The sequence below is a fragment of the Streptomyces sp. CB09001 genome, from assembly GCF_003369795.1.
Taxonomy (GTDB): domain Bacteria; phylum Actinomycetota; class Actinomycetes; order Streptomycetales; family Streptomycetaceae; genus Streptomyces.
The window spans coordinates 4,068,070-4,080,440 of sequence record NZ_CP026730.1 but is presented as its reverse complement, the minus strand read 5'-3'; the positions used below and the strand labels follow the sequence as shown (position 1 = coordinate 4,080,440).

Here is a 12,371-nt window from a genome sequence, read left to right as displayed (position 1 = left end):
GCGCCTCCGCACATCCGTACGCTCTTACTCCTCGACGAACAGCTCCTCGGCGCGTGCCACGCTGAGGGAGCGGTCGAGCCAGGTCCCCAGCGCGTCGAGGTCGGTGCACTCGGTGACCCGCTCCCGGACGGAGCCGGAGATCTCAATACCTCGCGCCTTGAGGATGTGCAGAACAGCCTCCGCCTGGCCCTTGGCGCGGCCTTCGAGCCAGGACTCCTCGACGATCGTGTTGCTGCCCGGAAAGTTCGGGGTGTAAGTGGCCATCAGATGCCTCCAGTACTCACGACCCGGGCCCTCGCCCAGACCGATTTCGACGATCTCCGCCCAGTCCACACGGTCCACGTCCCCGCCGGTCTCGGAGTTGCCCCTGGACCCGGACTTGTCGGCATCGACCGCCACTCCTGACGCCAGCGCGTCCAGTATCGCAGTCAGCCCCGGATCCTTGGCGTAGGCGAGCGCGGAGAAGACGGCGACTCCCAGGTCCCGGGCCGCCTCGTCCGGCTCCGTGATCACGGGGAGGGTTCCGGGCCCCAGGACCAGCGGGAAGACCACCATGCTCGTGTGGAACCCGCGACCGATACGGATCGGTTCCGCCGCCCACGACGCGGTCGCCTTGTCCCTGCACACCACCAGAAGGAACGGCGGCAACCGGTACTTGGCATAGATGTGTGCCAAGTAGTACGTCCAGCTGTTGTGCTTCTTCGGATCCGGCTTGCCCTGTGACTCGACGGCGAGCACGAAGCCGCCCTCCTCGCCGGGCACACGCACCCGGAACACGCTGTCCACTCGGCGCTCAAGCGGCCTGATCTCGGTGAGATCGGTGTCCAGGGGTTCGATCGCGCTGTGTTCCGGGAAGTCGATGCCCGCCTGCGGAAGAAGGCGGGCGAACAGCCCCGGATCCGCCCGGAAGATCCGGTGCAAGGCTTCATGCGGTGAACTGACCATGCGACGGAACGTAATCGCATGGGCACATTAAGCGTGGGGATTCGGGTCGGGCTCAGTCGTACGAGTGAACATGCCAGGGGACTATGACAACTCCGGTCGGCACGCAAGACGAAGGGCGCCCGGCGGATCCCCCGCCGGGCGCCCTTCGCGCGTGCGATGCCTACGCGAACTGGCGCAGGAAGGCCTGCCAGCCATCGCGGGAGACGGTGAGCAAGGGGCCGTCCTGCTGCTTGCTGTCGCGGACGGCGCGACCATCCCCGGGGGCTGTGTTGGCGACCTCGACGCAATTGTTCTCCTGCCCCGAGTACGAGGACTTGCGGAAAGGGCTTACGACTTCAGTCACGATCCGTCTTCCTTCAGGCTCCGCAGTATGCCCCGGATGAGCTGCGCACTCGCGTCCGGTGCCAGTGCCGACGATCGTAGTAGGTCGAACGCATTGGCGTAAGCGGCGAGGTCTTCAGGGCTTTCGAGGACCGAGGTCCCCCGCAGGTTGTCCAAGGTGACGGCCTCGGCGGTCGGCTCCTCGTCGAAGCTGAACGATGAGAAGGCGGAGGCGAGACCGGCCAACGCTCCGGCACTGAACGGCAGTACCTGGACAGTGACGTTCTTCCGTTTGCCGACTTCCAGGACCGCGGACAACTGATCCCGGTGGATGTCGACGCCCACCAGCGGGTGCGCAATGGCCGCTTCCCAGAGGATCGCCGTGTACGAGGTCCCGCCCTCTTCGATCTTAGCCTGCCTGCCCACACGCACTGTCACCAACTGGGCGACTCGTTCCGGATCGATGTAGTGGGGCCCGCCGGCGATGACAGCCTCGGCATAGGCCGGAGTTTGGAGCAGGCCCGGCACCATCACGGGCTGCCACTCCCGGATGTAGGTTGCGTCATCCTCCAAGGCGATGTGATCGACATAGTCGGGCCGCAGGTGCGCAGCGTGCTCGAGCCACCACCCTCGATTCTTGGAGTGTTTGGCCAACTCCTCCAGCTTGGTGCGGACCTCAGGCTCGTGGACCCCGTAAGCGTCCAGCAGCAGCCGCACCTCAATGACACGAGCGGTCACATGCCCGCTCTCAAGACGGCTGACTCTGGCCTGACTCGCTGCGATGATCTCGGCCGCCTGCGGCTGATCGAGTTTCGCGGCGTGCCGGAACTGCCTGAGCGCGGTGCCAAGTCGCCTGCTGCGTACGGTCGGCCGTCCTCCTGCGGGCATGGCCCTCCCCTCTCCTCACGCAACGATGACATACCGGCCGTCGGCATCGAGCGCGCTTCACTCGATCGAGTGGACGACTGAATGTATTCAGTTGAGTGGGTTGTGGGCTTGCCATTTGCCGCCCTAGCTTCAGCCCATGCCCGCAACCGAGAGCTTCCTCGTCCCGAAGCACAGGCGACACGTGCCGACAGCTCGGCAGCGTTTACGCAAGGCCCTCGCCGGCTGGGGCGTCGCCGACGAACTCACCGATGCCGTCGTCCTGCTGGCCAGCGAACTCGTCACCAACGCCGTACTGCACTGCCGCACCTCGTACGCGCAGGTCGGCGTCACCCTCACCCTGGACGGTCCGGAACTGGTCCTGGAGGTCTCCGACCCGGACCGGGACCGGCTTCCCCGGCCTCACGACTCCGGACCCGACGAGGAGGGCGGGCGCGGGCTGGCTCTCGTGTCGGCGCTGTCGGACGACTGGGGCTGCCGCCAAGGCCCGTACACGAAGTGCGTCTGGGCGCGGTTCACGCTCGCGGGGAGGTGCGATGTGGCTCCGGCGGCTCCATGACGCGCTCGTACGGCGGCGCGCCGACAGGACGACAGCGGTGCCTCTCGCCCACCACGTGCGGGAACCGGACCCGTACGTGTGGCCACTCCTCAGCCCGTACGACGCCCGCTGGCGCCGCTGGCACAAACGCTGCCGCAGGGAGGGACGTTACTTGCCGTGTCCGGCCAACGAACTTTGCTGGCCAATGCCGGACCATCCGCAGCCACCGCCATGGCAGACCGAGGACGACATGGTGCGGCCGTATGTCCTCAGGCCTTGATACCGCGTCGCACGCGGGCGATCACCTGTTGCGCCTCCACGCCGTAGACGGCTGACTCCGCAAGGGCGTCCCAGGCCCGGCGGTACAGAGCGATCGTTTCAGCATCGTCGAGCCAGAGTTCGGCGTGCCAGTCCTCGACCGTGACCAGCCGGTCGTCCATTAACCAGAACCCGTTCCCGGCCGGGACGCGCAACGGGCTGTCCAAGGCAACGATCCCCAGGTGAACGGTGTCCATGCCCACCACGCCGAGCAGCCGGTCCAGTTGAGCGGCCAGGACGTCCGGCGCACACACGCGAGACTGAAGTGCGGCTTCCCACATCAGCAGGTTCAACCGCCTGCCTGGCCGGTACAGCCACTCCTGCCGCTTCATACGGGCGCGCACCGCGTTCTCCGTGTCCTGCGGTGAGCGGCGGAGCTCTGCGTGCGACGTGAACAGGCTTCTGGCGTAGTCGGCCGTCTGCAGCAGACCGTTGACGACATGGCCGTCCCACACATGCAGTGTTCGCGCCTCACCGACGACGGCATTCCATGTCTCCTGTACAGGAGCGTGACCTGCCGCGAGCAGTCGCTGCCAGGATCGGATGTGACTCTCGAAGCCCTTCAGACGAGCCTGTAGCTCATCGAAAGCGGCAGGCTGCCCCACCGCCTCGGCCCAGGCCCTGAGGTCGTCCCTCGTAGGGGTCTGCCTGCCGCTTTCCAGTTTGCTGACCTTCGACTGGGGCCACCCGAGACGCAAGGCCAGTGCCGTACCGGTGAGCCGGCCATCGGGGCTCTCGGCGCGCAGTTCCCGCAGCCTTCGGCCCAGTTCCTCACGCGCTCTCTGATAGTCCGTGCTCACCGGTGTCCGCTCTTGCCCCTACATCTCGCTGCGCATCTCCGCCATGAATCGCGTCCACGGTACGGCGTGGTGCCAAGCAGTGTCCCGCAGCATGCAGCAGCGCACGACCTCTGCGGGCTCGGTGATCAGGTCCACATGTGTGAGCTGGTCGTCGTCATCGAAGCGCAGGAGCGCGACAAGGCGGCTGTCGAAGAGCCAGAAGTCCTCGGCGGGGAGCCGGAGCCGGTCCGCGTCGGCACGCCGCATGTTGCGGATGTCCTCGCCCGACTCGATGTTCCACCGGGCATGCTCCAACAGGTAGCGCTGACCAGGAGTGGGCGGCGTATCCACCAACCGCACCCGCTCGATGCGCTTTCCGAGTGCCGTCTGGGTCTTAATCGTCTTGCGGAAGGCACTGACCGAATCATCCCTGGACCAGTCCTCCTCGACTCGTCCGGCCTTCATGAACTGCTGCCAGGAATCGCCGTCCTCGTCGCTCGCGTACCGCCGCCGCGTCTCCAGGCGCCACGCGGTGTGTTCGAACTTGCCGAACAGGCCACTGAACTCGGCGAGATCGATCGTCCTTGCCTGCCGAGTCCGCTCCTTCGGGGTCCAGTCCACCAACAGGTCGCGCGGCACGACCACGGCGACCTCGCTTTCCGAAAGGTGCTGCAGCTGGGCAACATCCTCCTGCCCGAGCGGAGGTCCGTGCACGATCACCTCTCCGCTGTCCACGTCCTCGTGCACGGACGGGCATCCGCCACCATTGCTCCCCGTCCCGTTGAACCGCAACCTGCGCGCCATTACGCACCAACCCCCTCGGGTCTAAACGATGTTGCGCACTCAGCATGGTCGTACCTCTGAGTGAATGTCCATGCATTCAGAGTGACGGTGCGAGAATAACGAAGAATATTCGCCTCATTGCTCCTCTGCCCCTCCCTACGGTCATCCCCAAGCCACACGACCAGGAAGGGACAACAGCAATGCCGCACCGAAACGATCTGTACCGACTCGACCTCTCCGACGCCTCGTTCGCGACGGCGTGCGGCGGCAACACCCACCCCGACGGCGAGTCCTGCGTGACGCTCGCCCGCATCGGCAGCGACGCCTGGGCCCTCGGTGACAGCAAGCGGCCGGACGCCGAGCCGCTGCGGTTCACGACCGAGGAACTGAGCGTGGCCGGGATCGACCCGACCCGCTTCGGTCTGGCCCTCTGACCACCGCCCCGCACTTCTCCGACCTCCTCCTCCCGGCCACCTCGGCCGGGAGGAGGAGTCAGAAGAACCGAAGGACCGCCGGTGCATCACCTGCATCACCACGGCTACCTCTGGGTCGGCCCCAAGTCCCGCTTCGACCAGGAGGCCCTGCGGCGCCCTCCGCACAGCGAGCCGCCGCCCGCCGGGGGCCGGCCGGAGCTGGCCCAGCGGTATCGCGAGGTGGCCGCCGAGTTCCCGTCCTGCGACCTGCCCCCGCTGGAAACGCGGCACTGGCTGCGCAAGCCGCCCGTACAGGTGCGCGGCACCTGGTCCGACGCGCGGGACGCCGCAGCATGGCTCGGTGAACGTCTGACCGAGTACGCGCCCCGCTTCCTGTCCGACACCCAGCGTGACGCCTGCCGTCTGTCCGCCCTCATCACCTCGGCGGAGGCACGGCTGCGGTGGGGCGGAGACGTGTCGCTGGGCCATTACCTCGAACGCCCGACGTTTCTGTCCCTCGCCCTGGTGGCCTGCTCCTCGGAGGACGCATCTCCCGCTCCTCCCTGCCCCATGCTGTGAACGGGGCGGCTGCCCGCCGCCGCTACATCGGTTCGACGAGGGCGGCTCGCCAATCGGGTCGCGGGTCGGCCCCCATGCTCGTCCAGTACTCCGTCCCACGGACGACCTGCCCGTCGCGCACGGTCCAGAACGACGCCGCGCGGAAGACGCCGAGAGTGTCGTGCGGCACCTCCACCTCGGAGACGACCTCGTCGCCCTCGGCCACCACCTTGAGCACCCGAATCGACCAGCCTTCCGGGTATTCACGGTTCACCGCGACGAAGTTCTCCCGGCCGACGATGCGTTCGAGGCTGATCGGCCACTCGACAACGGCATCCTCGGCGGCGATCAGCCCGGCGACACCTGCCCAGTCGCGGGCCTGGATCCGGTCCCACAGTGTCTCGATGACCTCTGACGATTCCATCGGCGGAGCCTTTCACACCGGTCTGACAAGAGCCTCGACAGCGGCAAGTCGGTTGTTCCTCAAGCCAGCCCCGCCCCGATGGCCCGGCGGACCGCGTCGGCGCGGTCGCGGATGTGGGCCTTGGCGAACAGGTTGTTGATGTGGGTCTTGACCGTGGCCTCGCTGATGAAGAGTTTCTCCGCGATGCCCCGGTTGGACAGGCCCTGGCCGATGAGGGCGAGGACCTCGCGTTCGCGGGGGGTGAGGTCGTCCGGCAGGGGATGCCGGGCCGCCGCCTGGTCGGGGGCGGGTGCCTGCGCCCTGGCCGTGGCGAGCAGGCGGGCCTGGACCTCGCCGTCGAGTACGGACTGGCCCGCGCCCGCGGCCCGGATCGCGCGGGTGATGTCCTGGCGTCCCGCGTTCTTGGTCAGGTAGCCGCGGGCCCCCGCGCCTAGCGCGCCCAGGATCGACTCGTCGTCGGCGAAGGTGGTCAGGACGACCACCGCCACCTCCGGGTGCTCCTCGGTCAGGCGGCGGGTCGTCTCGATGCCGTCCAGCACCGGCATGCGCAGGTCCATCAGCACCACGTCGACGGGACCGGCGGTCACCGCCGCCAGTACCTCGGTGCCGTCCGCGGCCGCCGCCACGACCTCGATGTCCTCGGCCAGGCCGAGCACCGCCGCGAGCGGCTCGCGCACCGCGGCCTGGTCGTCGGCGACGATCACCCTCAACCGCGCCTGACCGTCGGTTTGTTCACTCATCCCGGTATCACCGCTTCCACCTGCCAGCCGCCCTGGTCCGGTCCCTCGGTGACCGGCCCCGCGGTGACGCTCCCGCCCAGCAGGGCGACGCGTTCGCGCATGCCGATCAACCCCATTCCGCTGCCGATGCCCGGCGTCACCGCGCGGGTGGCGGGCCGGTTGCGGATCCTCAGTGTGATCGACGCCGCGGTGAACGTCAGGTCCACCCCGACCTTTCCGCCGGGTGCGTGCCGGGCCGCGTTGGTCAACGCCTCCTGGGCGATCCTCAGCAGGTTCTGGGTCACCTGGGCCGGCACCTCGCGGACCGTGCCGGCGACGGTGAGGGCGTCGCGGTGGCCCGCCGACTCGACCATCGCGGTCAGGCTCTCCAGCAGCGGCAGCGCGTCCTCCCGTAGCGCGTGCACGGTCCACTGCGCCTGCTTCAGGCTCTCCTTGACCAGGGCGTGCGCCTTGCCGTTGGCCTCCCGGACCTTCTCCAGGTCACCCGTCTCGAGCAGGGCGTCGGCCAGTTCCAGCTGCATGTTGATGCCGGCCAGGGAGTGCGCGAGGACGTCGTGCACGTCCCGCGCGATCCGGCCGCGCTCGGTGAGGACGGCGGTCCTCGCCTCCGCGCGGGCGGCGCGTTCCGCCGACTCGGCGGCCGAGAGCGCCGACCGTACGGCCTGGCGCTGGGTGCGGTTGAGGATGCCGACCACGACCGGGACGCCCGTGGTGAGGCCGAGCACCCAGGGCAACTCCGGGTCTCCCGGGCCGAGGTGGAAGTACAGGACGGCGGCGCAGAGCAGGGAGCATGCCGCCGCGAGGGTGAGGGCCCGCCCGGTGTCGAGGCGGTAGCCGATGTGTCCGGCGAGGAAGTACGCGAACAGGTAGCCCGTACCGCTGTCGCTGACGCCGAGCAGGGCGGCCGCCGCGACGATGCCGAGGGTGAGCCAGGTGAGCGCCACCCGCGGGGGGACCCGGTGCTCGGGCACGCCCCGGCCGAGCAGCGCCGCGGAGTTGACCACGAAGAGGACGGCGACCGCCAGGCCCTGGCCGCTGAATCCCATGGGCCGGATCGTCAGGGCTCCCACGGCGACGACCGCGAGACTCAGGCCCCACTGCACACGCGGGTCCTGACCGGGGACCGCCCCCGGACCCGGAGCCGGACGCGGGTCCGCCCCCGGGTCCGGGGGCGGAGGGTTCTCGGTGGCGGCCACCGGCAGAACATAGCGCACGGTCAGGCCGTACGGTCGAGGACGGGCGCGGCGGAGGCGGCGGGAGCCCCGGTGACGTTCCGGGTGCGGCTGCGTACGTAGATCGTGGCGACCCGCGTGACCACCTCGGTGACCGCCATCAGGACGAACGCCGCCACCCAGGCCTGGTCGCTCGTGATGTGGTGGTCGATGCTGAACCGGGCGACGTCGTCGGCGCCGCCGCCGTGCTCGACCCAGACCTGGAAGCCCATGCGGGCGCCCATGCCCAGCACCCACAGGATCGCCGGCACGGCGCCCGCCTTGATCACGAGGTGCCCGTCGAGGGGCCGGATCCGGGTGTAGACGCCACCCGCGATGCCGAGCGCGGCGCCCACGGCCGTGAGGGCCGCGATCAGGACGAGGTCGTTGCCCGCGGTCGGAACGGAATCCAGGTACGAGTACGCCACGACGGCCACGATCCCCAGCGGGATCAGGAAGGTCCCGCGGTCGAGCCGGCCCTCTCGCAGCTGCCGGAAGACGATGAGAACCAGGGCGATGTCGGTGATCCACTCAGTCGTTGTCATGCCCTCAAGGCTCCTCTGACCAGGCCACCGACACCTGGACCCATGGGTGGAGCCGGGGGTGGAGATCCACCGCTCCCCCGGTCTCCACCCCCGGCCCGGACGCCCTGGCCGCCCCTACCGGCTCAGCCGCTGGAACCTCCGTACCGCCAGCGGCAGGAAGATCGCCGTCAGGACCACCGGCCACACGCCCGCCATCAGCAGCGCGTGCTGTTCGACCCACGAGTCGCCGCCGCCGACCGGCGTGCCGAACAGCTCGCGGGCCGCCGCCGCCGTGGACGAGATCGGGTTCCACGCGGCGACCCAGCCCAGCCAGTCGGGCATGAGCTGCGGGGCGACGAAGATGCTGGAGATCATCGTCAGCGGGAAGGCCACCGCGAACAGGCCGCCCGACGCCTCCGGGTTGGGGACCAGCAGGCCCAGCCACACGCCGATCCAGATCAGCGCGAAGCGCAGCCACAGCAGCAGGCCGAAGGCCGCCACGAAGCCCCAACCGCCCTCCGGGCGCCAGCCCATGGCCAGCGCCGTCAGCATCATGATGGCCAACTCCGCGCAGGCGACGACCAGATCGGTCACCCCGCGCCCGGCCACCACCGCCGAGGACGCCATCGGCATGGAGCGGAAACGGTCGATGACCCCCTTCGTGGAGTCGTACACCACGACCGTCGCGGTGTTGATGAAGCCGAACGCCATGGTCATCACGAACATGCCCGGCATCAGGAAGTCCTTGTAGTCCCCGCCGCCGGGCACCGTCATCGCACTGCCGAAGACATAGCCGTAGAGGAGGACGGACAGGATCGGGAAGCCCAGCTGCCAGGCGATGTTGACGGGCTGGCGCTGGTAGTGGGTCAGGCCGCGGCGGACGATGTTGCCGCAGTCGGCGAGCAGCCAGTAGAGGCGGCCGCGCTCGGGCGGGGCCGTCGCCGGACCGGCGGCGGGGTCGACGTCGAGGGCGCTCATGCCGCCACCGCCTCCTTCTCCGGGCTCGCCGTGTGCTCCGCGTCCTGCGCGCTCCCGGCGCTCGTACGGTGGCCGGTCAGGCGCAGGAACACGTCGTCGAGGCTCGGCCTGCGCAGGCCGATGTCCTCGACGGCGACGCCCTCGTCCTGGAGGGTGCGCGCCACCTCGGTCAGGGCCGCCACCCGGTCGGCGACCGGGGCGTGCACGCGCAGCGCCTCGTCCTCCACCTCGGGTTCGCCCTTGCAGACCCGGGCGACGGTCTCCACCACCCGCGGGATCTCGGCCCGGTCGGCGACCACGACCTCGATCCGGTCGCCGCCGACCAGGTTCTTCAGCCCGTCCGGGGTGTCGTCGGCGATGGCCCGGCCCCGGTCGATGACGGTGATGCGGGAGGCGAGCTTGTCGGCCTCCTCCAGGTACTGCGTGGTCAGCAGGACCGTCGTGCCGCTCGCCACCAGCGCGCGGACCGATTCCCAGACCTCGCCGCGACTGCGCGGGTCCAGGCCCGTCGTCGGCTCGTCCAGGAACAGGACGGCCGGGGCGAGGATCATCGACGCGGCGAGGTCGAGGCGCCGCCGCATGCCGCCGCTGTACTTGCCCACGCCGCGGTCGGCGGCGTCGGTCAGGTCGAACCGCTCCAGCAGCTCGACCGCGCGGGCCCGGGCCCGCCTGCCGCCCAGGTGGAACAGGCGCCCGAACATCTCCAGGTTCTGCCGGCCGGTGAGCACCTCGTCCACGGCCGCGTACTGGCCGGTGAGGCCGATCCGCGCCCGCACCTCGCGTGCCTGCCGGGCGAGGTCGAGGCCCGCTACCTCGGCCCGTCCCCCGTCCAGCCGGACCAGCGTGGACAGGATGCGCACGGCCGTGGTCTTGCCCGCGCCGTTCGGCCCGAGCAGGCCGTGCACCGTGCCCTCGCGGACGGTCAGGTCGAAGCCGTCCAGAGCGCGTTTGTCGCCGTAGCGCTTCTCCAGGCCCTCGGCCCGTACCGCGTGTCGCTCACTCATGGGTCCCAGTCCCCCTTTCGTTCCCTGACTGAGTACACCGTACCCGATTGCGCGTACACCGTACTCAGTTTTTTGGCGCGGACTTAAACTGACCCCATGGCAAGCGGTACGGAGACCAGCGGCAGCGGCGACATCGGCCGCACCCTCGAACTGTTGTGGGACACCGGCCGACGCCCCAGCCGGGGCCCCAGGCCGGGCCTGACGCTGGACCGGATCGTGGAGGTGGCCGTCGAGGTCGCGGACCGGGACGGTCTGGGCGCGGTCTCGATGCGCCGGATCGCCACCGAGCTTGGCACCGGCACGATGTCCCTGTACCGCTACGTCCCCGGCAAGGGCGAGCTGATCGACCTGATGCTGGACCGCGTGCAGCGCCCGTCCGAGAACCCGGCCGACCTCGGCGACGGCGGCTGGCGCTCGGCGCTGCACGCCCTCGGCCACGCCGCGCTCGCCCTCCACCGCCGCCACACCTGGCTGCTGGAGGTCAACCAGTCCCGCCCGGTCCTCGGCCCGTCCGCCCTGGACGGCATGGAGAAGGTACTGGCCCGGATCAAGCCGATGGGCCTGACCGACCCCGAGCTGGTCTCGGTGATCGTCATGATCGACGGGTACGTCGTCGGGGCCGCCCGCACGCAGGTGTACGAGCGGGAGGCCGAGCGCAGGTCCGGGCTGACGGACGCGCAGTTCTGGGCGGCCCAGGAGCCGGTGCTGGTGAAGGCCATGAGCAGCGGGCGCTACCCCGTGCTCTCCTCCCTCTCCGAGGACGCCTTCGGCACCGGCTTCGACCACTTCGAGTTCGGGCTCCAGCGCATCCTCGACGGGCTGGAGGTGCTGGTGGCCTCGCGACGGGCGGCGGACGCCCCCGCGGCGGGGGACGGCTCAGCGACGCCGGAAGATCCGGCGTAGCCCGAACAGCGCGGCCAGCGCGACGAGCAGCCCGACCGCCCCCACCTTGAGCGTGTTGCCGCCCGGACCGTCGGAGTCCGCACCCGAGGCATGGGAGCCGGAACCCGACCCGCCGCCCGAGTCGCCGCCGGGCACGTCCTCGGCCTTCACGGGGCTGTTGACGCCCTCCATGCCGAGCAGCAGCTTCTTGCCGTCGGTGGTGTAGGTGGCGGACTCGCCCTGCCCCAGGGGCACGCTGATCCGCTCCCCGCGCTTGATCTTCCCGCCGTTCCAGTCGTACCAGATGCCCCCGAGGTAGCCGCGCACGGCGAGCTGCTCACCGTCCGGGGAGAACGCGGCGTCCGTGGCCCAGAGGTCGACGGGCACGGTGGGCTTGAAGACGTTGGTGCCGGACGGCGACAGCTTGGCCGGGCCCTCGTAGAGATGCCCGCCGTCCTCGTGCTTGTCGATGATGTAGACCCGCCCGGTCTTCGGGTGGACCACCATCGACTCCGCGTCGCGGGAGCCGTCCGTGTACTTCACGACGTACTGCGTCGCCTTGACGGTCTGGTCCTTCAGGTCCGTCGGCTCGGGCAGCTCGTAGATCCACACGTACGGCCAGGTCACGCCGTCGTTGTCGCCGATGTCGCCGACGAAGATCTTGTTGCCGGGCCCGATGGCGATCGCCTCGACGTCGCGGGGCGTGCCGACGCCGGACAGCGCGACCCGGGCGACGGTCTCGCCGGTGGCGCCGTCCACGGCGTAGATGTACGGGCCGGTGTCCTGGTCGTTGTGCGTCCAGTAGATGCCGGGGTGCAGACGGGACGCGGCGAGGCCGCTGGACTCGGTGATGCGCGGGTCCTTGATCGTGAACCCGTCGCTCCCGGCGGGCCCGTCGTCCGCGTCCGCCGCGGAGGCGGGCACGGCGAACGCACCCACGAGAAGGGCCGAGGCGAGGAGGGCGAAGGGTCGGCGCATGCGCCAAGCCTGCCATCCCGCGCGGGCGTTCACGTCGGCGGTCACCCCCTCGGTCACCCTGCGTGGTCGGGCTCACATCGCGTCGACCAG

General features: G+C 69.8%; 16 protein-coding genes. 4 read left to right on the top strand and 12 right to left on the bottom strand.

The features are described 5' to 3' along the window. Positions 1–24: 24 nt before the first annotated feature. The 3 genes from C4J65_RS18990 to C4J65_RS18980 form a co-directional block, all read right to left on the bottom strand. Positions 25–945, bottom strand: coding sequence for a hypothetical protein (locus tag C4J65_RS18990; protein WP_115743479.1), 921 nt, complete (start codon positions 943–945; stop codon positions 25–27). 160 nt (positions 946–1,105) lie between these two features. Beyond that, positions 1,106–1,288 carry a DUF397 domain-containing protein gene (locus C4J65_RS18985; RefSeq protein WP_115743478.1) on the bottom strand — a complete coding sequence of 61 codons (183 nt, stop codon included), beginning with the start codon at positions 1,286–1,288 and terminating at the stop codon, positions 1,106–1,108. Continuing rightward, positions 1,285–2,154 (bottom strand): helix-turn-helix transcriptional regulator, encoded by an 870-nt coding sequence (locus C4J65_RS18980; protein ID WP_115743477.1) that lies wholly within the window; start codon positions 2,152–2,154, stop codon positions 1,285–1,287. Before C4J65_RS18980 ends, C4J65_RS18985 begins: the two co-directional genes overlap by 4 nt. Before the next feature lie 136 nt (positions 2,155–2,290). Between C4J65_RS18980 and C4J65_RS18975 the strand changes: the two genes are divergently transcribed. Continuing rightward, on the top strand, positions 2,291–2,710 hold the full coding sequence (locus C4J65_RS18975) for an ATP-binding protein (protein WP_115743476.1): 420 nt from the start codon (positions 2,291–2,293) through the stop codon (positions 2,708–2,710). A gap of 248 nt (positions 2,711–2,958) precedes the next feature. Here C4J65_RS18975 and C4J65_RS18970 read toward each other — a convergent pair whose 3' ends face one another. Beyond that, positions 2,959–3,807 (bottom strand): helix-turn-helix transcriptional regulator, encoded by an 849-nt coding sequence (locus tag C4J65_RS18970; RefSeq protein ID WP_115743475.1) that lies wholly within the window; start codon positions 3,805–3,807, stop codon positions 2,959–2,961. A gap of 18 nt (positions 3,808–3,825) precedes the next feature. After that, complete coding sequence (locus C4J65_RS18965) at positions 3,826–4,590, bottom strand: DUF6879 family protein (RefSeq protein WP_115743474.1); 765 nt, start codon at positions 4,588–4,590, stop codon at positions 3,826–3,828. 179 nt (positions 4,591–4,769) lie between these two features. Here C4J65_RS18965 and C4J65_RS18960 point away from each other — a divergent pair, with 179 nt between their 5' ends. Next, positions 4,770–5,003, top strand: a complete 234-nt coding sequence (locus C4J65_RS18960) for a DUF397 domain-containing protein (RefSeq protein WP_115743473.1) — start codon at positions 4,770–4,772, stop codon at positions 5,001–5,003. 90 nt (positions 5,004–5,093) lie between these two features. Further along, complete coding sequence (locus C4J65_RS18955) at positions 5,094–5,561, top strand: hypothetical protein (RefSeq protein ID WP_115746522.1); 468 nt, start codon at positions 5,094–5,096, stop codon at positions 5,559–5,561. Between the two features lie 22 nt (positions 5,562–5,583). On the opposite strand, the gene C4J65_RS18950 is transcribed toward C4J65_RS18955, so the two are convergent. The 6 genes from C4J65_RS18950 to C4J65_RS18925 all read right to left on the bottom strand — a co-directional run bounded on the left by C4J65_RS18950 (position 5,584) and on the right by C4J65_RS18925 (position 10,421). Then, positions 5,584–5,964 carry a nuclear transport factor 2 family protein gene (locus tag C4J65_RS18950; RefSeq protein ID WP_115743472.1) on the bottom strand — a complete coding sequence of 127 codons (381 nt, stop codon included), beginning with the start codon at positions 5,962–5,964 and terminating at the stop codon, positions 5,584–5,586. Between the two features lie 59 nt (positions 5,965–6,023). Next, complete coding sequence (locus tag C4J65_RS18945; protein WP_115743471.1) at positions 6,024–6,704, bottom strand: response regulator transcription factor; 681 nt, start codon at positions 6,702–6,704, stop codon at positions 6,024–6,026. Further along, positions 6,701–7,918, bottom strand: a complete 1,218-nt coding sequence (locus C4J65_RS18940) for a histidine kinase (protein ID WP_115743470.1) — start codon at positions 7,916–7,918, stop codon at positions 6,701–6,703. Before C4J65_RS18940 ends, C4J65_RS18945 begins: the two co-directional genes overlap by 4 nt. 2 nt (positions 7,919–7,920) lie before the next feature. Then, positions 7,921–8,460: a hypothetical protein gene (locus C4J65_RS18935; RefSeq protein WP_115743469.1), complete on the bottom strand. Its 540-nt coding sequence runs from the start codon at positions 8,458–8,460 to the stop codon at positions 7,921–7,923. A 114-nt stretch (positions 8,461–8,574) separates the two neighbouring features. Then, complete coding sequence (locus C4J65_RS18930; RefSeq protein WP_115743468.1) at positions 8,575–9,417, bottom strand: ABC transporter permease; 843 nt, start codon at positions 9,415–9,417, stop codon at positions 8,575–8,577. Then, the gene (locus C4J65_RS18925) at positions 9,414–10,421 is read right to left on the bottom strand and encodes an ATP-binding cassette domain-containing protein (protein ID WP_115743467.1); all 1,008 of its coding nucleotides are present in this window, start codon (positions 10,419–10,421) and stop codon (positions 9,414–9,416) included. Before C4J65_RS18925 ends, C4J65_RS18930 begins: the two co-directional genes overlap by 4 nt. A 96-nt stretch (positions 10,422–10,517) precedes the next feature. Between C4J65_RS18925 and C4J65_RS18920 the strand changes: the two genes are divergently transcribed. Then, positions 10,518–11,324 carry a TetR/AcrR family transcriptional regulator gene (locus C4J65_RS18920; protein WP_115743466.1) on the top strand — a complete coding sequence of 269 codons (807 nt, stop codon included), beginning with the start codon at positions 10,518–10,520 and terminating at the stop codon, positions 11,322–11,324. Here the strand turns inward: C4J65_RS18920 and C4J65_RS18915 are convergent. Next, positions 11,298–12,281, bottom strand: a complete 984-nt coding sequence (locus C4J65_RS18915; RefSeq protein ID WP_162833244.1) for a WD40 repeat domain-containing protein — start codon at positions 12,279–12,281, stop codon at positions 11,298–11,300. The two genes, C4J65_RS18920 and C4J65_RS18915, sit on opposite strands and share 27 nt — an antisense overlap. Between the last annotated feature and the right edge of the window lie 90 nt (positions 12,282–12,371).

Bases quoted from the DNA above. Each gene is read 5' to 3' on its own strand.
- C4J65_RS18960 (WP_115743473.1), top strand. From the start codon at position 4,770: ATGCCGCACCGAAACGATCTGTACCGACTCGACCTCTCCGACGCCTCG.
- C4J65_RS18980 (WP_115743477.1), bottom strand. From the start codon at position 2,154: ATGCCCGCAGGAGGACGGCCGACCGTACGCAGCAGGCGACTTGGCACC.
- C4J65_RS18935 (WP_115743469.1), bottom strand. From the start codon at position 8,460: ATGACAACGACTGAGTGGATCACCGACATCGCCCTGGTTCTCATCGTC.
- C4J65_RS18925 (WP_115743467.1), bottom strand. From the start codon at position 10,421: ATGAGTGAGCGACACGCGGTACGGGCCGAGGGCCTGGAGAAGCGCTAC.
- C4J65_RS18990 (WP_115743479.1), bottom strand. From the start codon at position 945: ATGGTCAGTTCACCGCATGAAGCCTTGCACCGGATCTTCCGGGCGGAT.
- C4J65_RS18965 (WP_115743474.1), bottom strand. From the start codon at position 4,590: ATGGCGCGCAGGTTGCGGTTCAACGGGACGGGGAGCAATGGTGGCGGA.
- C4J65_RS18945 (WP_115743471.1), bottom strand. From the start codon at position 6,704: ATGAGTGAACAAACCGACGGTCAGGCGCGGTTGAGGGTGATCGTCGCC.
- C4J65_RS18915 (WP_162833244.1), bottom strand. From the start codon at position 12,281: ATGCGCCGACCCTTCGCCCTCCTCGCCTCGGCCCTTCTCGTGGGTGCG.
- C4J65_RS18950 (WP_115743472.1), bottom strand. From the start codon at position 5,964: ATGGAATCGTCAGAGGTCATCGAGACACTGTGGGACCGGATCCAGGCC.
- C4J65_RS18930 (WP_115743468.1), bottom strand. From the start codon at position 9,417: ATGAGCGCCCTCGACGTCGACCCCGCCGCCGGTCCGGCGACGGCCCCG.
- C4J65_RS18975 (WP_115743476.1), top strand. From the start codon at position 2,291: ATGCCCGCAACCGAGAGCTTCCTCGTCCCGAAGCACAGGCGACACGTG.
- C4J65_RS18920 (WP_115743466.1), top strand. From the start codon at position 10,518: ATGGCAAGCGGTACGGAGACCAGCGGCAGCGGCGACATCGGCCGCACC.